The organism is Ensifer sp. ENS09 (assembly GCF_014852425.1).
Classification (GTDB): Bacteria; Pseudomonadota; Alphaproteobacteria; order Rhizobiales; family Rhizobiaceae; genus Ensifer.
The window spans coordinates 137,328-158,216 of record NZ_JACVBP010000004.1 but is presented as its reverse complement, the minus strand read 5'-3'; the positions used below and the strand labels follow the sequence as shown (position 1 = coordinate 158,216).

The 20,889-nt window shown below is 63.5% G+C and carries 14 protein-coding genes; 4 read left to right on the top strand and 10 right to left on the bottom strand.

All coding sequences use genetic code 11. The annotated features are described in order from the left end of the window. Positions 1–109 precede the first annotated feature (109 nt). The 4 genes from IB267_RS21160 to IB267_RS21145 form a co-directional block, all read right to left on the bottom strand. Positions 110–1,018: a helix-turn-helix domain-containing protein gene (locus IB267_RS21160; protein WP_192449431.1), complete on the bottom strand. Its 909-nt coding sequence runs from the start codon at positions 1,016–1,018 to the stop codon at positions 110–112. Positions 1,019–1,244: 226 nt separating this feature from the next. Further along, positions 1,245–2,153, bottom strand: a complete 909-nt coding sequence (locus tag IB267_RS21155) for an AraC family transcriptional regulator (RefSeq protein WP_192449430.1) — start codon at positions 2,151–2,153, stop codon at positions 1,245–1,247. 133 nt (positions 2,154–2,286) lie between these two features. Beyond that, on the bottom strand, positions 2,287–3,177 hold the full coding sequence (locus IB267_RS21150; RefSeq protein ID WP_192449429.1) for a helix-turn-helix transcriptional regulator: 891 nt from the start codon (positions 3,175–3,177) through the stop codon (positions 2,287–2,289). A 212-nt stretch (positions 3,178–3,389) separates the two neighbouring features. Then, on the bottom strand, positions 3,390–4,289 hold the full coding sequence (locus IB267_RS21145; RefSeq protein WP_192449428.1) for a LysR family transcriptional regulator: 900 nt from the start codon (positions 4,287–4,289) through the stop codon (positions 3,390–3,392). A gap of 170 nt (positions 4,290–4,459) precedes the next feature. Between IB267_RS21145 and IB267_RS21140 the strand changes: the two genes are divergently transcribed. Beyond that, on the top strand, positions 4,460–5,068 hold the full coding sequence (locus IB267_RS21140; protein WP_192449427.1) for an alpha/beta hydrolase: 609 nt from the start codon (positions 4,460–4,462) through the stop codon (positions 5,066–5,068). Positions 5,069–5,115: 47 nt separating this feature from the next. Here the strand turns inward: IB267_RS21140 and IB267_RS21135 are convergent, their stop codons facing one another. After that, complete coding sequence (locus IB267_RS21135; RefSeq protein WP_192449426.1) at positions 5,116–7,404, bottom strand: hypothetical protein; 2,289 nt, start codon at positions 7,402–7,404, stop codon at positions 5,116–5,118. 438 nt (positions 7,405–7,842) lie between these two features. Between IB267_RS21135 and katG the strand changes: the two genes are divergently transcribed. The 3 genes from katG to IB267_RS21120 all read left to right on the top strand — a co-directional run bounded on the left by katG (position 7,843) and on the right by IB267_RS21120 (position 14,760). Continuing rightward, entirely contained in the window at positions 7,843–10,050 is a 2,208-nt protein-coding gene (gene katG / locus IB267_RS21130; protein WP_192449425.1) for a catalase/peroxidase HPI, read from the top strand. A 405-nt stretch (positions 10,051–10,455) separates the two neighbouring features. Further along, positions 10,456–11,568 carry an efflux RND transporter periplasmic adaptor subunit gene (locus IB267_RS21125; RefSeq protein WP_192449424.1) on the top strand — a complete coding sequence of 371 codons (1,113 nt, stop codon included), beginning with the start codon at positions 10,456–10,458 and terminating at the stop codon, positions 11,566–11,568. A 3-nt stretch (positions 11,569–11,571) separates the two neighbouring features. After that, positions 11,572–14,760, top strand: a complete 3,189-nt coding sequence (locus tag IB267_RS21120; RefSeq protein ID WP_192449423.1) for an efflux RND transporter permease subunit — start codon at positions 11,572–11,574, stop codon at positions 14,758–14,760. A 96-nt stretch (positions 14,761–14,856) separates the two neighbouring features. Here the strand turns inward: IB267_RS21120 and IB267_RS21115 are convergent, their stop codons facing one another. From IB267_RS21115 to ytfR, 5 genes are all read right to left on the bottom strand, one after another. Further along, on the bottom strand, positions 14,857–16,383 hold the full coding sequence (locus tag IB267_RS21115) for an FAD-dependent monooxygenase (RefSeq protein ID WP_192449422.1): 1,527 nt from the start codon (positions 16,381–16,383) through the stop codon (positions 14,857–14,859). A 151-nt stretch (positions 16,384–16,534) separates the two neighbouring features. Then, positions 16,535–17,263, bottom strand: coding sequence for a FadR/GntR family transcriptional regulator (locus IB267_RS21110; protein WP_192449421.1), 729 nt, complete (start codon positions 17,261–17,263; stop codon positions 16,535–16,537). 11 nt (positions 17,264–17,274) lie between these two features. Beyond that, positions 17,275–18,243 carry a galactofuranose ABC transporter, permease protein YjfF gene (gene yjfF / locus IB267_RS21105; protein WP_192449420.1) on the bottom strand — a complete coding sequence of 323 codons (969 nt, stop codon included), beginning with the start codon at positions 18,241–18,243 and terminating at the stop codon, positions 17,275–17,277. After that, entirely contained in the window at positions 18,240–19,265 is a 1,026-nt protein-coding gene (locus IB267_RS21100; RefSeq protein ID WP_192449419.1) for an ABC transporter permease, read from the bottom strand. The genes yjfF and IB267_RS21100 overlap by 4 nt, the downstream gene beginning before the upstream one ends. Next, the gene (gene ytfR / locus IB267_RS21095) at positions 19,262–20,776 is read right to left on the bottom strand and encodes a galactofuranose ABC transporter, ATP-binding protein YtfR (RefSeq protein WP_192449418.1); all 1,515 of its coding nucleotides are present in this window, start codon (positions 20,774–20,776) and stop codon (positions 19,262–19,264) included. The genes IB267_RS21100 and ytfR overlap by 4 nt, the downstream gene beginning before the upstream one ends. Between the last annotated feature and the right edge of the window lie 113 nt (positions 20,777–20,889).

The window sequence follows — 20,889 nt, the reverse complement described above, 5'->3', positions numbered from 1 at the left end:
GGAGAGGCCCAACTATGCCGCCGACCGGCGACCCATTCTTGTCGCCAAAGGTGGATTTTTGAAAATTTCGCTCGCCTTCAGCCAGCAGGGCGCGTGTAGTTTCAGAGGGTTACGACTGCCGGCTGCGCCGCCACTGGCGCGGCGTGGCACCCGCGGCCTGCGCAAAGGCCCGGGTAAAGTGGCTCTGGTCCGAAAAGCCGCAGACGACCGCAATTTCACTTAAGGATGTGGGCGAGAACTGCAGCAGATCCTTGGCCTTTTCGATCCTTTGCTGCAGCAACCAACGATAGGGCGTGCTCCCCATGGTCTCGCGAAAGGCACGCAGAAAAGCCGCCTGCGACAGGTTGCAGGTCGCAGCCAGTTCCTCGACGGTCAGTTCGCCATCCAAACGGGATTGCACCAGATCGCGGATCTTTGCCTGGCAGCGCTGCGAAAGCCTGCGTCCCCCGGCCAGGCTCTCGCCACGGCCGTTGCCGTACTGCCGGACCATATGCACGCCGATTGCCACCGAGAGCTGGTCGACAAACAACGCGCTTCTATCCGTGTATCCGTCGACCGAAGCAAACAAAGCGCCGAGCATGCCGCCGAGAACAGGGTCGGGCGAGCCAGAAACGGACCGAAGCTCGTTGACGCCGGAAGCATTTGCCGCATCTGCGATGCGCTCGAGCGCTCCGTGGCCGATTTCGAGCAAGGTGAAATCGAACGACCCTTTGAGATCGGCCTTGTAGTCGTCGGAAAAGTTCCTGACGTAGACCGAGTTTTGGCTGAACTCCTGGGTCACAGAGTGGTGCGCTCCAAAAACGCGGCGGCTATGACCGCCGACAAGCGACAGGCCGATCAGATAACCCCGCCCGTTGCCAGGTGTCGTGACCTGGCCCGGCGGTCCCGCTGTCGACCGCTTGCGATAGAAGACCATGTCTCGGCCTTCGATCGTCCTATCGTCATCCAGCCGATCGAGCGAGCATCCGAGACTGTCGCGCCGTCGGGTTCCGGCCGAGGCAGCGGAAGCATTCGTCATCGTCTTCGCTCCTATGTGTCGAAACCATCCGCAAATCTTCCTGCCGCGATGACGAAAACGAAGAATGCGGATCGCCGTGCGCATGGAAAACGTGCACAGGATTCACTCTGGGGTTCGCCAAATCGTTTGCAGGAGCGGCCCTATGATTGCCCCGGTCGCCGCATCATTCTTGCACGTTTTTCATCTGTTTTGAAAATTTTGCATGAGGGCGCGCCCTCTTTCCACGTTATTGCGGAGGTCGGTCCACAGCGACGATGACCGACCGGTTCTTTTTCCGGAAGCGCGCCGGCGTTTCCCCCGTCTGGCTGGTGAAAACCCGGGTCATGTGGCTCTGGTCGGCAAAGCCGCAATGGATTGCGATTTCAGCAAGGGGCGTGTCCTGAAGCAGACACTCCTTGACCCGCGCTATCCGATATTCGGACAGCCACCTGGACGGCGTGCGCCCGAAGCTCTCCTTGAAGGCCTTGTTGAAATAGCTACGCGATAGCTCGCACTGGGTAGCGAGATCGCCGATCGAAAACGGCGTGTTGAAATGGGCGACCAGAAACTCCGTCGCCAGCCTCTCCTGCCATGGCGCCAGCGTCCCCTTCTTGTCGACGGGGAAGTGCAGGCCGCCATAGGCCTGGCTGAGATAGGCCAATGCGGCAAGATTGATCTGTTCGACGAACAGCAGATTGGCTCGTTCCGGCTCGTCGAGCGAAGGCAGCAGTGCCTGGGCAAGGCCAAACATGACAGGATCCACACGCCCCTGTACGGGAGAAAGCGACACATATTCGCCGCGCCCGGCCCTTTCTGTGAAGCTGCGCATCGAGGCAAAGGGGATGTGGAAGCGGACATTGTCGAAGGGCGACAGATGATGGCACTGCCATTGGTCGCGAAGGTCGGTGATCGCAAGCGAAGCCTTCGGGTGCCCACCCTCATAAACAAGTTCGCCGCGCCGCCACAGGCGGTGCGCCTCGAAGTCACGCATCTGGACAATGACGTTGAAGGCATCGGCGACCGGGATCAGCGGCCCGACCTCCAGGTCGAAGCGATCCGAAAAGGTCCTCGTGACAGTGATGTCGCCGGCGCTGATCCGCTTGACGATAGGACGCGGTGTGCGTTCGTCTGCGCTCATTCCCTCTTGCAAGGCCATCGGTCAGGGTCTCCCGATTTCCAGCTCAGCCACCCGCTTCAGCGGCCGGGCGGATGCTACAACGGTTGACTGTCGCAATGAAGAGGCGAATCCAGCGATGTATCGCCGAGCGTCAAAGGTCAGCATCATACCCTCACTGCAGCCAGCGCGCGCGCCAGACGGCGGGCGTCACGCCCGTCACCTCGCGAAAGGCTTCGATGAACCGGGCCTCGTCGGCATAGCCGCAACTGGTCGCGGTTTTGCTCAGCGACCATCCCTCTTCGATGAGATAGCGCTTGGCGCGACCGATCCGGTAGCGCATCAACCACTCTTGCGGCGTCTGGCCGGTCACGGATGCAAAAGCCGCGGCAAAATCCTCCTCCGAAAGGCTCGCAGACGCCGCTGCTGACGCAAACGAAAAGTCCTTGGCCCAATGGTCGATCATGAACTCCTTGGCCGCCTTCTCTTGCCATACGGAGAGACCGGGGCCGCCGGATGCAAGGGCGCGATCCGGGTAGGAATGCAGAAGATGCGCGCAGATGGCGACGGCGATGTGCTGCAACACCGCACCCGGTTGCCCCTCGCTCTCGGCAAGAAGTGGCAACAGCGCCAAGGCGAGATTGTGCATGACGTCGTCGACTTCGCCGCGACGGCACCTGAGACTGGTGGCGGCCGGAGCATGCGAAAACTCGCAGACTTCACGAAACAAGGCGCGCGGCAGATGGAAGGCGAGGGAATCGAGATCGCTGACAAGCCGGATACTGGCGCCCTCAGCGAGATCGACGAGACAGATCGACCCCTGCCGGTAGTGGCGAATGTCACCTTCGCTTTCGCCCGGCACCAGGTCGCAATGCATGACATCCTTGAAGTAGAACATCAGGAAATAGGCGTCGTCGGCCGGTAGGGACACGATGCGGCTCAGTTCTCCGTTCAGCCGGCACTGCAGACGCGTCACCGAAAACCGGGCGTCCCGTACCGGCCGCACCATGAGAAACGGCGCCTTCGGCTCGCCGAAATACGCTCCAATGCCACTTGGCTCTGTCATCTTTCGTCCACCCCCGCCTTCTGGCGATGGAATTCACTGCACGCGTGCAATCCGCTTCGATATGCGAAAGACCCGACGCAAGGGGGCATCTCGCCATTGCCGCTCATATCCGGGAAAACATGGGGTGTGCTGCCAGTAATTTCTTGTATCCTTTGCTCACATTTGGCCGCAAACGGCGCTGTTTTGAGGTCCTGCCGCATGATCCAGCCGCTTCAAAGCGGCCGCGTCTCGGTGACGTAGCTCTCGAAGAAATCGGAGAACTTGGCAACCCTGAGCGGCAGTCGTTCATAGGGCGGATAATACAGGGTCAACCATAGCTGCGGCGCCTCCCACCCTTGGAGAATCTGAACCAGTGCGCCCCGCGCCAGCGCGTCCTCGACGATGAAGAGCGGCAGAAGCGCGATGCCCTCGCCGTTCTCAGCAAGCCTGGCAACGAATTCGCCGTTGTTGGCGGCGAGCGACTGGCCCGCCCTCACCTTTCGCGTCCGGCCTTCGGACGAGAGTTCCCAGGTCTCCGCGACCGCCTCTCCGTCATAGGCAAGGCAACCGTGGCGATCGAGATCATCCGGCGTCTGCGGGGTTCCGAACCTGGCGAGGTAGCCGGGCGAGGCAACGAGCACGCGCCGCACGGGACAGATCCGTCGCCAAATCGTCGATTTGTCGCGTGGCGGCTCCGACACCCGCACCGCAAGGTCGAAATCCTCAGTCACGATATCGATCAGCCGGTCGGTCAGGGACAGCGAAATCCGCGTGCCCGGATGCTCGGCGCGAAAGCCGGTGACAATGTCCGGCAGAATATGCTGGCCGAGCGACAGCGGCGCATTGAGGCGGATCAGCCCGGCGACATCGCCATGCTGCTCACGCAGATCCTCGCGCGCCTCGTCGAACTGATGGATCAAGGGCTCGATGCGCGCCGCATAGACCGCGCCGGCCGAGGTCAACGAGACCTGGCGTGTGGTACGCAGCAGCAACTGAACGCCGAGATCCGCTTCCAAGGCACTGACGGCGCGCGTGACGCTCGGCGCCGTCATCGAAAGCTGACGCGCCGCGGCGGTAAAGCTCCGCTGCTTCGCCACCGCCAGGAAAACCCGGATATCGCTCAAATCACTCATGCGCTATAATTTCTGAAAATGAAATAATATTGTCAATATTATTGCTATTCATTTCGGTTATGAATGCGCCGATCCTTTCATCGGGAGAAGCACGTGGGTGCTGGCAGAGATCAGGCAGGCGTGAATGCTGCCACCTCGGCCCTTCGGTCTCCCATAAGGGAGCGGCAAACATGACAATCTCATCGTCCAGCGAACAGAGAGAACCGTTCAGCCCCGACGCGCCGGTCGTATTCGCGTTCTGCGACCCCGCTCCGAACGATGCGGTCGCCCAGCTGATCACCCATGCGCTGCCGGGTTCCCAATTGGTTGTCGTCAACCAAGGCGCAGCCGAAAGCGATGCGGCGCGCTCATCTGCGATCGGCGACGGCTTGTGCAATATGCGGGCACTCGTAGCTTCCGTGGAAGGCATGGCGCACTCGATCGGCAACAGGCGGCGGCTGTATCCGCGCCAAGCCGTCTATGGCATCGGCTACGCCACCGGGGCGACCCAACTCGCCGCACTCCTGGTCAAATATCCTGATCTGTTCGAGCGAACCGCACTGCTGCATCCCCTCGTGTCGTGGGTGCCGCCCGGCAACGCCGAACTTCAGGGCAGACGGATCCTCGTCACCGGCGGCCAGGACGATCCGGCCCGCCCATTGGCGCTCACCGAGCAACTGGTCGACTATCTTGCGGGGCAGAAAGCGGATGTCCGGGCCCTCTACATCAGGGGCGGACACGAGATCGGGCAGGAAGAATTGATGGCGCTTCGGGATTTCCTTCAGGCGCCCATAGACTGAAGCAAGGCGGGCCGCATCTGACGACGCGGCCCGAGCTAGTTTTTTTTTTACTGCGCCTTCGCTTCGATATCGACTTGCTCGAGCAGAAGCGCCGGGTTTTCAGCAGCGCCCATCAGTTCGAGCGCGCCGACGCCGGCTTCATCCTTGGCCTTGACCTTCAGCGTGAAGGTGCCGGGCTTGCTGATGAACTGGGTGAACGCCGTTGCGGCGTCCTGCAGCTTCGGCTGCGTGGCGGCAAAATGCTGCACGCCGGCGCTGGTCATCAACACGAGCAGGCCGCGAACGCTGTCCTCGGTCATGTGGTTATCTTCGGCGTAGAGCTTGATGCCCTTGGCCATGATGCCCTTGTCCTCGAGCTTGAGCGTGACTTCGCGGGCGGTAAGACCGAACATCGCGATCTGCGCCGCATTCAGGTCGCCGGAGAAGAAGTCCTGCGAAGCGCCGCCCATGACGCCGGAGAAGGAGAGGCTGCCCATGTCCTTGCCATCAAGCGAAATCTGCTTGATGACGAAGTTCTCGTTAGGCTCGTCCCACGACAGTTCGACGTTGGACGAGAAGACCAGCTTGTCGAGGCCGATCTTGCGCAGCATCTTGAAGCCCTCCTCCTGCGTGTCCGCAGGGATCGGAACGCTGAGATCGCGGTAGCTGACGCGGACATCCGTCGGAATGCCGTTGCGCGGCTTCGTCAGCGCGACTTCATAGGCGTCGAGCGTGAAACGAACGCGTTCCGGAACGGACGGCACTGCCGACTGCTCTACCGGCGCCTCCGCCATCGGGTCTTCCGCCACTTCACCGGCGATCTCCGCGTCGCTCGCGGCTTCGCCATCGGTGGCTTCATCCGCCGGCTGCTCTGCAGGCGCCTCGGCCGTCGTGTCTTCTGCCGCATCGCCGGGGACCGCCGCGTCGCTGGCGGCTTCGCCGTCCGTCGCTTGATCCGGCACCTGCTCGGCTTCCGGCGCCTGTTCGGCGTTGGCCGACGGATCGACCTCGGTTTCGGTCGCGCTCTCGTCCTCGACGGTTTCGCTGTCCGTCACGGCTGCCGGGTCGCTGCCGGGCATGTCCACGTCGAGCCCGGCGATCTTGATCGTGCCGAATTCAGGCATCAGCGTGGTGTAGGGGAAGGTCTCGAACTCTTCCTCCTTCAGGCCCGCAAGCTTCGTCAGCGCCTCCATCGTCGGAGCCCAGGAGAAACCCTTGATGCTGGCTTCGGCAAACTTGAAGTAGTCGGTACCCTCGCCCGCGGTGACACCGTTCATCGTGCCATCGAAACTGCGGCCGTTGAGCTGGAACGCCATCTTGTCGACGGCGAGCTTCACGAGCTTGCCTTCGGTGCTTTCCTGCTCCGGCACTTCCATCTTCAGGCCGAGCAGTTCCATGTCGCCCTTTGCCAGCATATCGACCAGCGAAAGGATGCGCTTGAAGAATGCCTGGCGTTCCGCCGGCGGCAGAGCTTCCGGGTCGCTGACCGCCTGGAGCTTCTCGAGCGTTTCGAGAAGCGGCTCGGTCGGCATGCGGACGCTGAGGCCGCTGCTTCGCACTTCGTCATAGCCGAAACGCGACTTGCTGTCGGCAAAGGCAAGGTTCTTTACCGAGATCGGGCCGTAGAGCAGCTTCGGCTCCTTGTCCTCGGGACCGGCTTTCTGCGTATAGATGCGGGCCATGTAGGCCACATCGAAGCTCTCACCGGTGACGGCGCCCATGGTGCCGTCCATTTTCTCCCGCTTCGTTGCCCCTTCGCCGTCAGGAAGATCCATGGAAAAGGCGAAGGTGGCGCCGCTCGCCGAATAGCGCGCAACGCGGCCGCTTGCGATATCGTCGAGCCGGACATCCTTGTAGACCGTCTTCTGCTCGGCGCCTGCAACGTTCTGAACGACGGCGACTTCCGGCGCGGAGACCTGCTTTGCCGCGAAACGCTCGATGCGCTTCAGCAGGTCAGCCTTTTCCCCGCTTGCCGTCAGGCCGGCGGCGAAGAAGTCGGGATCTTCCAGCGTTGCCGCAGGCACGGAAAGCTTTGCGGCCTTGAGGTCGAGCTCCAGGCCCTTCACGTCGAGCTTGCCGCTCAGAGAGAAGATCTTCGGACGGCCGTCGATTGCCGCGATGCGTGCGCTGACGCCATCGGCGAAAGGCAGCGTGACGTCGCGCAGATGGATGCGGCCGAAGAAATCCGCCTCAACCGAGCCGGCCTTGCCGCCGCGCTCGGCGATGAACGTCCCGACCGCCTTTTCAAGCATGAACTTGCCGCCGGCCACGCCGGCAGCCGCGATCGCGATCACCGCGACTGCAGCCCAGAGCGCCTTGCGGCGGCCACTACCGGTCTTCGTATCTGTCTCAGCCACGATGTCTGTCCTTTCACCACGCGAAAAATAGAAAGCTCTTGAGTCGTTGCGGTGTGACTAACCATTGGCGCTTTCTTCCGCAAGTTTGGCGGGAGTGCAGTGCAACAATTTTCTTGTATCGGCTGCAATCGGCAAACGCTCGCACGTCATCAAAAATGCATGGAGGGCTGCAAGCATGCACCTGCGGAGCTGCGTCCATTAGCCATAGGATTGCCTTATCGTTACAATCAGGAAATCCAACTTAAATTAATGGAACCACTTTGATAGAGTCCGCGGCACAATGAGGGAGACGCAGCCAGTGGCGACACCGCTTCGCGGAACGGCAACCACCGACGGCACAGCACATTCCGGGCCTAGCGCTCGGTTGGCTGCCGGCGCGCGCCTGGCGCTTTTCCTCTGACCCATCCAAAAATCACGTCATCTTGAAGGGAGATAAAAATGGACGCGAAAGCCGAAAAGACGGGCAAATGTCCCGTCATGCACGGAGCCCAGACGAGCGCTCAATCCGCCGGCACCTCGAACCGCGACTGGTGGCCGAACCAGCTCAACCTGAAGATCCTGCACCAGAACTCCTCGCGGTCCGATCCGATGGGTGAAGCCTTCGACTACGCCGAGGAATTCAAGAAACTCGACCTGCCGGCGGTGAAGAAGGACCTCTTCGCGCTGATGACCGATTCGCAGGATTGGTGGCCGGCCGACTTCGGCCACTATGGCCCGCTCTTCATCCGCATGGCCTGGCACAGCGCCGGCACCTACCGCACCGGTGACGGCCGCGGCGGCGCCGGTGCTGGGCAGCAGCGCTTTGCGCCGCTCAACAGCTGGCCGGACAACGCCAACCTCGACAAGGCCCGCCGTCTCCTCTGGCCGATCAAGCAGAAATACGGCAACAGCATATCCTGGGCCGACCTCATGATCCTCGCCGGCAACTGTGCGCTCGAATCGATGGGCTTCAAGACCTTCGGCTTCGCCGGTGGCCGCCCCGACGTGTGGGAGCCGGAAGAAGACATCTACTGGGGCACGGAAAAGACCTGGCTCGACGACAAGCGCTACTCGGGCGACCGCGACCTCGAAAACCCGCTCGCCGCCGTGCAGATGGGCCTGATCTACGTCAACCCGGAAGGCCCGAACGGCACGCCGGATCCGCTGGCGGCTGCCCGTGACATCCGCGAGACCTTCGCACGCATGGCGATGAACGACGAGGAAACCGTGGCACTGATCGCCGGCGGCCACACCTTCGGCAAGACCCACGGCGCCGGTGACGCCGCCAATGTCGGCCGCGAGCCGGAAGCTGCCGGCATCGAGGAACAGGGTCTCGGCTGGGCAAGCACCTACGGCAGCGGCCGTGGTGGCGACACCATCACCAGCGGCCTCGAGGTCACCTGGACGACGACGCCGACCAAGTGGAGCAACAACTTCTTCTGGAACCTCTTCGGCTACGAATGGGAACTGACGAAGAGCCCGGCCGGCGCGCACCAGTGGACGCCGAAACATGGCATGGGCGCCAACACCGTGCCGGACGCGCACGACAAGTCGAAGCGCCATGCGCCTTCGATGCTGACGACCGACCTGGCGCTCCGCGTCGATCCGGCCTACGAGAAGGTCGCACGGCATTTCTACGAGAACCCGGATGCCTTTGCGGACGCGTTTGCCCGCGCCTGGTACAAGCTGACGCACCGCGACATGGGTCCGCGCGCCCGCTACCTCGGCCCGGAAGTGCCGGCCGAACAGCTGATCTGGCAGGATCCGATCCCGACCGTCGACCATCCGCTCGTCGACGCCAAGGATATCGCCGACCTCAAGGCCAGGATCCTCGCTTCGGGGCTATCGGTTTCCGAACTGGTTTCGACGGCCTGGGCGTCGGCCTCGACCTTCCGCGGCTCGGACAAGCGCGGCGGCGCCAACGGCGCACGCATCCGCCTTGCCCCGCAGAAGGACTGGCAGGTCAACCAGCCGGCACAGCTGGCGAAGGTTCTCGACGTCCTCGAAGGCATCCAGCGTGGCTTCAACGACGCCCAGTCCGGCGGCAAGAAGGTGTCGCTCGCCGACCTGATCGTGCTCGGCGGCACCGCAGCCGTGGAAAAGGCAGCGAAAGCGGCCGGCCACGACATTCAGGTTGCCTTTGCGCCGGGCCGCATGGATGCGACGCAGGAGCAGACCGATGTCGAGTCCTTCGCGGTTCTCGAACCGATCGCCGACGGCTTCCGCAACTACCAGCGGGGCCAGTACGCCGTTTCGCCGGAAGAGCTGCTGATCGACCGGGCGCAGCTCCTGACGCTGACCGCGCCGGAGATGACCGTGCTCGTCGGGGGCTTGCGCGTTCTCGGCGCGAACCACGGCCAGACCGCCCACGGCGTCTTCACCGATCGTCCGGAAACGCTGAGCAACGACTTCTTCGTCAACCTACTCGACATGGGCACGGCCTGGACGGCGACATCGGATGCGAAGGATGTCTTCGAGGGCCGCGACCGCAGAACCGGCGACGTCAAGCGGACGGCGACCCGCATCGACCTCGTCTTCGGTTCGAACTCGCAGCTTCGGGCCATCGCCGAAGTCTACGGACAGGCGGATGCCAAGGCAAAGTTCGTACGCGACTTCGTCGCCGCCTGGAACAAAGTGATGAACGCCGACCGTTTCGACCTCGTCTGACGGCTCGATCCGGTAACAGTACAAGCTCGGGTCCCGGCATCGCGCCGGGGCCTGTCTGCCCGACAGCTCCGCGAAACCGTCACCGGAGGTTGCAGGACCGACGCGGCAATTGTGACGATGCGGGCACACGTAAAACGTTCGCGTTCACGCAACTCCCTCAACCCAACCCCGACAGAATCGGGCCGTCGCCCTCCCTCGCCCTGAACCGGAGGGGCCGAGCAAATCATTGCTTTTGTGACAAGTTCTCTCTGAGCCCGCCTCTCGCAGGTATTTGCGTTATCTTTGCAAGCCCTCGCTTAAATCAACCATTGGTTGCGTGACTTGGGGCAGATAACATGTTCTGATTTCAATGCACTGCCAAGGACTGAAGTCATCTCCAGCTGTTTCGTTCAGGGGGAACGTTGCATGCGCCGTTCGAGAATTCTTGCCCTTTCACTTTCATCCGCATTGCTTGTCGCCGTCGGGTTATCCGCGCAAACGGCATTCGCGCAACAGGCGCCGGCCGTGGTCGTGGCGCCGGCCGCCATCATGGACCTGCGCGAAAGCGTGGACCTGACGGGCAAGGTGACGGCGATCCAGAAGGTCGACATTCGCGCCCGCGTCTCCGGGTTCCTCGAAGCGGTCAACTTCACCGAAGGGCAGAAGGTGACGGCTGGCACGGAACTCTACCGGGTGGAAGACGGCGCCTATCGCGCCGCCGTGCAGGAGATCGAAGGCCAGATCGAAGCGGCCGAAGCAGCCAAGGAACTGGCTATCCTCGAACGAGACCGCGCCGAACAGCTTCTCACGACGAAGACGATCTCCCAGGCCAAGGTCGACGAGGCGCATGCCGAAGTCCGCAAGGCGGAGGGCGACCTGATCCGGCTGAAGGGCAGCAAGGACAATGCCGACCTCAACCTTTCCTACACGAAGATCGTCGCCCCCTTCGACGGCATCATCGGATTGACCGGCGCCGATGTCGGCGCGCTCGTCGGACCCGACAGCGGACCGCTGGTGACCTTGACCCGGCTTGATCCGATCTACGTCCAGTTCCCGGTGGCAACCGCCCTCTACCTCACCTATCGCGAACGCGTGCTCAAGGGCGAGATCAGCGGCGGCGCCAATGTCGGGCTGGGGCTGCCGAACGGCACCGAGTACAAACAAAAAGGCACGATCAACTTCATCGCCAGCAACGTCTCGCAAGGCACCGACACGGTGACGGTGCGGGCCGAATTTCCCAATCCGGACAGCATCCTGCTCGACGGTGCGCTGGTCAGGGTGATGCTCGAGCAATCCGACAAGCAGGATGTGCTCGCCGTCCCGCAGCAGGCGATCCAGCGTGACCAGCAGGGCGCCTTCGTCCTGGTCGTCGACGGCAGCTCCAAGGTGGAGCTTCGCCGCGTCGACGTCACCCGCAATACCCGCGGCCAGGCGGTGATCAGCAAAGGCCTGAAGGAAGGCGAAAACGTCATCACCGAAGGGGCCGGCAAGGTGCGGCCCGGCATCACCGTCGACGCGGCCACGGCGGCAGGTGGCTAAGCGATGATTTCAGAGATCTTCATCGATCGCCCGCGTTTCGCCACGGTCATTTCGATCGTGCTGACCCTGGCGGGCCTGCTCGCGCTTACCCGCCTGCCGATCGCGCAATTCCCCGACATCGTGCCGCCGCAGGTGAGCGTCACGGCAAGTTATCCCGGCGCTGGCGCCGACGTGGTCGAGACCACCGTCGCCCAGCCGATCGAAAGCAAGGTCGTCGGCGTCGACGACATGCTCTACATGAAATCGACCAGCGGCGCCGACGGTTCCTATACGCTCACCGTCACCTTCGCTGTCGGCACCGATCCCGATATCGCCACCGTCAACGTGCAGAACCGCGTGTCGCTCGCCGAGGCCGGGCTGCCGGCGGAGGTCAAGCAGAGCGGCGTCAGCGTGCGCAAGAAGTCGTCTGCGCTGATGCAGGTGGTCGCTATCTACGCCGCGGACGAGAAGCAGAGCTTCGATTCGCTCTTCCTGTCGAACTACGCCACGATCAACGTGCTCGATACGATCAAGCGCGTGCCTGGCGTCGGCGACGCCCAGCTCTTCGGCGCGCAGGACTATTCCATGCGCGTCGTGCTCGACGTCGATCGCATGACCAGTCTCGACCTGACGCCGACCGACGTGATCAACGCGCTGAAAGCTCAGAACGTCCAGGCCGCGATCGGCCGTATCGGCGCTCAACCGATGACCGACGATCCGCTGTTTCAGCTGAATTTGCAGACGCAAGGCCGCCTCACCGATCCCAAACAGTTCGAGGATGTGGTGCTACGGGCAAGGCCCGACGGATCCTACGTGCGCATTCGAGATGTCGCGCGTGTCGACCTCGGCGCCGCCAGCTCCGATTCCAACGCCCGCATCAACGGCAAGCCGGTCGCCATGATCGGCACCTATCAGGCGCCGGGCGCCAACGCGCTTGCAGCCGCCCGGGGCGTGCAGGAGGCGATGGAGCGGCTGTCGAAATCGTTCCCGCAGGGCCTGACCTATTCGGTCGCCTACGACACGGCCCAGTTCGTCGAAGCCAGCGTCGACAACGTCGAGGAGACACTTCTCGAAGCTTTCGTCCTCGTCATCATCATCGTCTTCCTGTTCCTTGGGAACTGGCGGGCGACGCTGATCCCGCTGGTTGCCGTTCCGGTCGCGCTCATCGGCACCTTCGCCGTGCTGCTTGCGATGGGCTTCTCGCTCAACACCGTGTCACTGCTTGCCATGGTGTTGGCGATCGGCATCGTCGTCGACGACGCAATCGTGGTGGTCGAGAACGTCGAGCGGGTGATGGAGGAAAATCCGGGCCTGTCGGCGGCCGAAGCCGCCCGGCGCGCCATGGGCGAAATCACCGGCGCGATCGTCGCGATCACGCTTGTATTGCTCTCTGTTTTCGTGCCTGTCGCCTTCATTCCGGGCCTGAGCGGGCAACTGTTCCAGCAGTTTGCCGTCGCCGTCTCGGTGTCGATGGTGATTTCGGCGATCAACGCGCTGACGCTGAGCCCGGCGCTCTGCGCGGTGCTTTTGAAGCCGCATCATGGACCAAAGCGCGGCATACTCGGCTACATCTCGCGCACCATCGACAAGGGGCGTGACGGCTACGCCTATGTGGCCGGCCACATCGCCCGACGGGCGATCATCGGCCTTGCTCTTCTGGCTGTCGCTTTCGTCGCCACCGGCTTCCTCTTCAAGGTCGTGCCGACCGGCTTCCTGCCGGCGGAAGACCAGGGCGCATTCTTCACCGAAATCCGACTGCCGGAAGGCGCGTCCTACAACCGCACGGATGCGGTGGTGCAGCAGGTAGAGACGATGCTCGGCGGCATCGAGGGGGTCGCCAATGTCATCAGCGTCACCGGCTACTCCTTCCTCGACGGTCTGTCCAAATCCAACTCGGCTTTCGCCATCGTCACGATGAAGCCGTTCGCCGAGCGCTCGAGCCCTTCTTCGGGCGTCGAAGCGGCGATCCGCACGGCCATGGGCAAGGGACAGGCGATCCGCGGAGCGCAGATCTTCGCCTTCAATCTGCCGCCGATCATGGGCCTGGGCACCGGCTCGGGCTTCGAATACCAGTTGCTCGACCTGCAGGGCCGGTCCGTCGCAGATCTTTCGGCAACGGCCGGCGGGCTGATCATCGCCGCCAACCAGAACCCAGCGCTCGGGCCGACCTTTACCACCTATTCGGCGAGCTCGCCGCAGCTCTATCTCGACATCGACCGCGACCGGCTGCAGTCGCTCGGCGTCTCGGTGAGCGACCTCTTCACCACGTTGCAGGGCACGCTCGGCAGCTACTACGTCAACGACTTCAACCTGTTCGGCCGCACCTGGAAGGTGACGATGCAGGCCGCACAGGCCGACCGCAACGCGGTGGACGATATCCAGCGCCTGCACGTGCGCAACGCCAGCGGCGACATGGTGCCGGTCGCCTCGGTCGCCAAGGTCGACTACATCGTCGGTCCGCAGTCGATCGTGCGCTACAACAATTATCGCTCGATCACCCTCAACGGCCAACCGTCCGCCGGCCATTCCTCCGGCGAGGCACTTGCCGCCATGGAGGCGCTGTCGGCCTCCACGCTGCCGCCAGGTTACAGCTACGAATGGACCGGCACCGCCCTGCAGGAACTGGAAGCGGCCGGCAAGACGACCGCGATCCTGGCGATGGCCGTGCTCTTTGCCTACCTCTTCCTCGTCGCGCTCTATGAAAGCTGGACGATCCCGGTGCCGGTGCTGCTGTCGGTCGCCTTCGGCGTCTCGGGCGCGCTGCTCTCGATCCTCGTCGCCGGGCTTTCCTTCGACATCTACGCCCAGATCGGCCTTGTCGTCCTGATCGCGCTCGCCTCGAAGAACGCGATCCTGATCGTCGAGTTCGCCAAGGCCCACCGCGAAGCCGGCGCGTCGATCGTCGATGCGGCGATCGAGGGCGCACGCGCCCGCTTCCGCGCGGTGATGATGACGAGCTTCGCCTTCATCGTCGGCCTGCTGCCGCTGGTGGTCGCCAAGGGAGCCGGCGAACTCAGTCGCCGTGCGGTCGGCACCGGCGTTGCCGGCGGCATGCTCGCCGCAGCCCTGGTCGGTATCTTCGTCATCCCGGCACTCTACGTCGCCTTCCAGTGGCTGCGGGAACGCGGCCATAAGCTCGTGGGCATTTCCAGGCATCCGGCGGTCGAAGGCGAAGCGGCGGAAGGCAAGGTTGAGACGCCGGCCGGTCACTAAGGCCGGCCTGGCCCAAAGGCTGGGGAGTGAAGGGCCTCTCCGGTCCGGCGAGTTTCATCGAGACAGTGGTGGACAGCGACACCTTTTCGGGAGGTGTTAAGCAGAGGTTGCCGACAGGCGGATGCCTTGCTCGGCGAAGTAGGTTTCGAGGGCCTCCGGCCGTGCTCCCTCCGTCACCAGCGCCACGTAGGTGTCCGGGCGCACTAGATAGGCCGCATCCCGCGCCAAGCCTGCACCCGCCTGTTGCGGCCCCCATGGGAAGACGTGAAGCGGCACGTGCTTTGCCGCGCACCATGTCCGGATGTCGCCTCCCGCTTCGCCATAGACATGCACCTGCCACGCGATGGCTGCTAACGAAGCATAGTTGTCGAGGCCATTGACGCGCACCCAGGGCAGCCGGTCACCGCCTTGCACCCGACCGTGCGCGGTGCGGCTTAAGGGGCTGCCGCGATAGTTGAGCTGCGTCTGCGACAGGATGCGGAACAGGAACTCCCTGACACCGCCGACGCGGTAAGCGATGCCCGTCAAAGCGGGGGCGACCTGAACGCGCAGGAAATCCGCAACGCTGCCGTCCGCCGTCACGAAAGTGAACAGCCGGTCGGTGGTTTCGACGAGCTGCCGGGCAAACCTGATCCGTTCGGCTTCAAAACTGTCGAGCAGGCTGTCGGGCGCGTGCTCTTTGAGGACCGCTGCAAGCTTCCAGGCCAGATTAACCGCATCGCCGATGCCGGTGTTCATGCCCTGGCCGCCGACCGGACTGTGCACATGCGCCGCATCCCCCAGCAGGAACACGCGACCGCGTCTGAAGCGATCGGCGACACGATGATGCACACGATAGGTGGAGAACCAGTTGACCTTGTCGACGGTGAGGCGAAGGCTCTCAATGGCGCGATGGCTCACATCGGCGAAGGTAAGTTCGTCTGCATCCTCCCGCGTCTCCCGCACGAGACCGATGAGGCGGCCCCGCCCCTCGGCATAGGCGAGCAGAGCAACGAAATCGCCGGTCTCGAGCGAAATATGGGCTTCGCCATTCGCCGTCGCGCCGCTCACGTCAACGTCGGCGACGTAAAAGGTCTGGTCGTAGGTCCCGCCTGCAAAATCGACCTCCAGCCTTTGCCGAACCGGCGAGCGCGCGCCGTCGCAACCGGCCAGATATTGCGCCGTGCAGACTTCCGAGCCGCCATCGGGCAAGCGCAGCCGCGCGCTCACCCCGGCGGCATCATGCGCGAAGTCGACAAACTCGGTCTGCCGCTCGACCTTCACGCCCAAGGCCGCAAGTCGGGCCTCGAGCAGCCGCTCGTGATGGTCCTGCGGATAGACAAGAACGAAGGGATAGGGCGTCAAATTCCCGCCGGTCGGGCTGAAGGATATGCGCGCCTTGACCCTGCCCTTCGCCCAGAGGTTGACCGAGGGGTTGCGGTGCCCCGCTTCGACCACGGCATCGGCCAGATCGAGTTGCCGGTAAAGCTCGAGCGTACGCGCATGCACCACCATCGCCCGCGACGTCGGGCCGGGACCAACGTTCTTGTCGATGATGCGGACCTTCACGCCCTGGGCGGTCAGCCAGAGAGCCAGCACCAGGCCGGTCGGCCCCGCGCCGACGATCAGCACATCCTGTTTCACCCTCTCCTCCCCGCTCGCACTGCCGGCGGCCCGGTCGCATCGGGATTTGGGTTTCTCCGCCAGTAACAGCAGCCTACGCGCAGGTGACGGCAGATGCCAAGCAGTGCCGCGGGACCCGCCTTGAGCCTTGCCCGACGGACGCAGCCTTGGATCAGCCGCGCGCCCTCAAATTGGCGATCAACTGCTGCTGGCCGACACGGATCACCTGCTCCATCGCAATGCGTGCGCCTTCCTCGTTGCGCAGGCGGATCTGCTCGACAATGCGGATATGCGCGACGGCGACGCGGTCGATCTCTGCGCCGTCGGCGGCCGCATTGCTCAGCTGAAAGACGCCCATCAGCGCCGCCTCGATCAGGCTGCCGACCGTCTGCATGAACGGATTGAGGGAAGCCTCGAGCAGTCGCAGATGGAATTCGAGATCCGCGCGCGCCAGCGTCTGCGCGCTATGGCCGGCATCGCCCATGGCGACGGCCAGGCGCATCATCTGGGAAATGTCGGCATCCGTGGCGCGCCTAGCCGCCAGTCCAGCCGCATAGGGTTCGAGCGCCAGGCGGACTTCACTCACATGGCGAAGAAACGCCTCGTCGACGCCGGCCCGGAAATGCCAGGAGAGCACGTCGCCGTCGAACAGGTTCCAGTTTGCCTGCGGCATGACGCGCGTGCCGATGCGGGCGCGGGCGACGATCAGCCCCTTGGCGGCAAGCGTCTTCATTGCCTCGCGCAGGACCGTGCGCGAAACGTTGAAACGGGCCGCCAGCTCGACATCGCCCGGCAGGATATCTCCGACCGCGAATTCTCCTGCGACCACCGCCTGGCCGAGTTCCTCGACCACGAGCCGGTGGCTCGTGCGCTTGCGCGGCTGATGGAAGGACGGCCACATCGCCCTCTGCCTCACGCCCGCTGCTGGCGCTGGCGCGAAACGAAGATGATGCCCTTCTGAAGCAGGATGAAAGCAAAGAGCAGAAGCCCGATCAGGATCTTCGTCCACCAGCTCGACAGCGACCCGTCGAAGGTGATGTAGGTCTGGATCAGCCCTTGAATGAGGATGCCCACCAGCGTGCCGGCAACGAAGCCAGAGCCTCCGGTCAGAAGGGTGCCGCCGATGACGACGGCGGTGATGGCGTCCAGCTCGACGCCGACGGCAGCAAGGGAATAGCCGGCCGAGGTGTAGAGCGAAAAGACGATGCCGGACAATCCCGCCAGCAGGCCCGAAAGGGCATAGATGCGGATTGTCGTCGCTGCGACCGGCACGCCCATCAGTCGCGCCGTCGCCGTGCCGCCGCCGAGCGCATAGACGTTGGTGCCGAAGCGTGTGCGGTGTGCGATCAGAATACCGATCGCAAAGACGAGCAGCATCAGCCCGCCGATCAGCGTGATGCGGCCGCCGCCCGGCAGCTTGAAATAAAGCCCCTTCAAGGTCGCGTAGAAAGGATGCTTGATCGGGATACTGTCGATCGACAGCACGAAGGCCATGCCGCGCGCGAGAAACATGCCAGCAAGCGTGACGATGAAGGGCGGCATCTCCAGATAGTGGATGATCGCCCCCATCGCCGCGCCAAAGAGCGTCGCGATCGCCAGGACCATTGCGAAGGCGATGAGCGGGTGGATGCTCGTGTGTTCCAGCACCACGGCGAGAAACACGCCGGTAAAGGCGATGACCGAGCCGATCGAGAGATCGATGCCGCCGGAGATGATGACGAAGGTCATGCCGACGGCGGCGATACCGAGAAAGGCATTGTCCGTCAGAAGGTTGCCGATGACACGCGTCGACAGCATGTTCGGATACTGCGCCACGCAGAGCGCATAGCCGAGCAGGAAGATCACGAGCGTCGCGGTGAGCGGAAGATATTTCGGCTTCATTTTGCGGCTCGCTCGCTTGGGTTTCTCGCGGCGCGCGCCGGCACGAGGAAGGCAAAGGCGGTGCGGAACCGCGGCGACTGAAGCACCAGGATGAAGACGATGATCGCAGCCTTGATGATCAGGTTGAACTCCGGCGGGAAGCCGGAGAGAAGAATGCCGGTGTTGATCGCCTGGATGATAATGGCGCCGAGCACAGATGCGGCGATGCTGAAGCGGCCGCCAAGCAGGGACGTGCCGCCAACGACGACCGCGAGAATGGCATCGAGTTCCAGCCACAGACCGGCATTGTTGGCATCCGCACCGCGGATATCGGCGGCGGCGATGATGCCGGCAATGGCGGCGCATAGCCCGGAAAGGACATAGGCGGCGATCAGGAGTACCGGCGTCAGCACGCCGGACAGCGTGCTCGCCTGGCGATTGACGCCGATCGCCTCGATCAGCATGCCGAGCGCGGAGCGCCGGACGAGCAATGCGATCAATATGCCGAAGACAAGCCAGATCACCACCGGCATCGGCAGGCCGGCAAAGGAACCGCTGCCGATGAAGATGAGGCCGGGATCGTTGAAGGTCAGAATCGCACCCTCGGTGATGAGCTGGGCGATGCCGCGCCCGGCGACCATGAGGACCAGCGTCGCGATGATCGGCTGGATGTCGAGCACCGCGACCAGCACCCCATTCCAGAGACCGCAGAGAATGCCGACGCCGAGCGTAATCAGCAGCGTCGCGGCGAGCGAATGCCCCGAGGTGATCGCGGCGGCGGCGGTTGCCCCACAGATCGCCATGACGGCGCCGACCGAGAGATCAATACCCTTGGTGGCGATGACGACCGTCATGCCGATCGCTAGAAGCACCACCGGCGCGCCGCGATTGACGATATCGATGAGGCTGCCATAGAGGCGGCCGTTCTGGATCTGCAGATTGAGGAAGCCGGGAAACACCAGCGATATGGCCACGACGATGATGCCGAGCGCGATCAGTTGCGGCAGCAACCGGTTGAAATAGAGCCTGAGGAACGACGTCACGACGTCCTCCTTTCATCGGTTGCGGCGATCGCTTCGACGATCTCACCGGCGGTGATCCGGCTGCCATCGAGTTCGGCGACATGGGCCCGATCGCGAAGCACGATTACCCGGGTGCTGTAGGCGACCAGTTCCTCGATCTCCGAGGAGACAACGATCAGGGACAGGCCCTTCTCGCGCAGCGCCTCGATCAGCTTGACGATTTCCGCATGGGCACCGACATCGATGCCGCGCGTCGGCTCGTCGAGGATCAGGAATTCCGGTTCGGTGGCGAGCCAGCGTGCGAGGATCGCCTTCTGCTGGTTGCCGCCGGACAAGAGCTTGATCGGCTTCTCCCGGTCGGCGGTGCGGATATCGAGCGCGCGGATATAGTGGTCGGCCAGCCGGTTCTGCTCCGCCCGCGAGATCGGCCGGGTCCAGCCACGACGGGCCTGCAGGGCGAGCACGATGTTTTCGCGCACCGAGAGATCGCCGATAATGCCCGATGTCTTGCGATCTTCCGGGCAGAAACCGAAGCGGTGGCGGATGGCGGCCCGCGGCGACGAAAGGTCGACCGCACGACCATCGATCTCGGCCTCGCCGCTATCGGCGCGATGGGCGCCGAAGAGGAGTTCCGCGGTCTCCGTCCGTCCGGAGCCGAGCAGGCCGGCCATGCCGACCACTTCGCCGGCGCAAACGTCGAGATCGAAGGGACGGACACGACCTTTGCGGCCATAGTTGCGAAAGCGATAGCGCAACGGCCCTTGCTGGGCCTCCGAGCGCGGCGCATGGATTTCCGCGGCCAACTCGCGGCCGATCATCATCGCGATCAGTTCGCGGCGATCGAGGCCGGCGGTTTCGCGCGTTCCGACAAGCTGCCCGTTCCGCAGCACAGTGATCCGGTCGGAAATCTCATAAACCTGTTCGAGAAAGTGGGTGACGAAGACGATGCCGAGGCCGCGCGTCTTGAGGCGCCTGACAATGCGGAACAGCAACTCCACCTCATGCGCGTCGAGGCTCGCCGTCGGCTCGTCGAGGATCAGCACCTTTCCGGAGAGATCGACGGCCCGGGCAATCGCGACCACTTGCTGAATCGCGACCGAATAGCTGGCGAGATCGCGAGTGACGTCGATGTCGAGTTCGTAATCGGCAAGCAGATCCCGCGCGCGCCGGTTCATGGCACGGGTATCGACCATGCCGAAGCGGCGGGGCTGGCGCCCGAGGAAGAGGTTCTCGGCAACCGTCAGGTTCGGCAGCAGATTGACCTCCTGGTAGACCGTGCCGATGCCGAGCGCCTGGGCCTCGAAGGTGTCGCGCGGATCGACCTCGGCATCGTCGAGCAGAATTGCGCCGCCATCGCGCCGGTAGGCGCCGGTCAGGCATTTGATCAAGGTGGACTTGCCGGCACCGTTTTCGCCAAGCAGCGCATGAACCTCGCCGCGCCTGAGGTAAAAATCGACCTTGTCGAGAGCTCTGGTCCCCGGAAAGGTCTTTTCGATCCGGATCGCCTGGAGAATGTGGTCACTGGTCTGCATCGATACCGTCTCCGCGATGCTGGTATCTGCCGGCGAAAAGCGCAGCGCCTGGCTGCGGCAAGCTGCGCTCTTCAGCCGGAAACTCGAGAAAGAGCGTGGCCCGCGCGAGAAGC

Bases quoted from the DNA above. Each gene is read 5' to 3' on its own strand.
- IB267_RS21160 (WP_192449431.1), bottom strand. From the start codon at position 1,018: ATGACGAATGCTTCCGCTGCCTCGGCCGGAACCCGACGGCGCGACAGT.
- ytfR (WP_192449418.1), bottom strand. From the start codon at position 20,776: ATGCAGACCAGTGACCACATTCTCCAGGCGATCCGGATCGAAAAGACC.
- IB267_RS21125 (WP_192449424.1), top strand. From the start codon at position 10,456: ATGCGCCGTTCGAGAATTCTTGCCCTTTCACTTTCATCCGCATTGCTT.
- katG (WP_192449425.1), top strand. From the start codon at position 7,843: ATGGACGCGAAAGCCGAAAAGACGGGCAAATGTCCCGTCATGCACGGA.
- IB267_RS21110 (WP_192449421.1), bottom strand. From the start codon at position 17,263: ATGTGGCCGTCCTTCCATCAGCCGCGCAAGCGCACGAGCCACCGGCTC.
- IB267_RS21150 (WP_192449429.1), bottom strand. From the start codon at position 3,177: ATGACAGAGCCAAGTGGCATTGGAGCGTATTTCGGCGAGCCGAAGGCG.
- yjfF (WP_192449420.1), bottom strand. From the start codon at position 18,243: ATGAAGCCGAAATATCTTCCGCTCACCGCGACGCTCGTGATCTTCCTG.
- IB267_RS21145 (WP_192449428.1), bottom strand. From the start codon at position 4,289: ATGAGTGATTTGAGCGATATCCGGGTTTTCCTGGCGGTGGCGAAGCAG.
- IB267_RS21120 (WP_192449423.1), top strand. From the start codon at position 11,572: ATGATTTCAGAGATCTTCATCGATCGCCCGCGTTTCGCCACGGTCATT.
- IB267_RS21155 (WP_192449430.1), bottom strand. From the start codon at position 2,153: ATGGCCTTGCAAGAGGGAATGAGCGCAGACGAACGCACACCGCGTCCT.
- IB267_RS21140 (WP_192449427.1), top strand. From the start codon at position 4,460: ATGACAATCTCATCGTCCAGCGAACAGAGAGAACCGTTCAGCCCCGAC.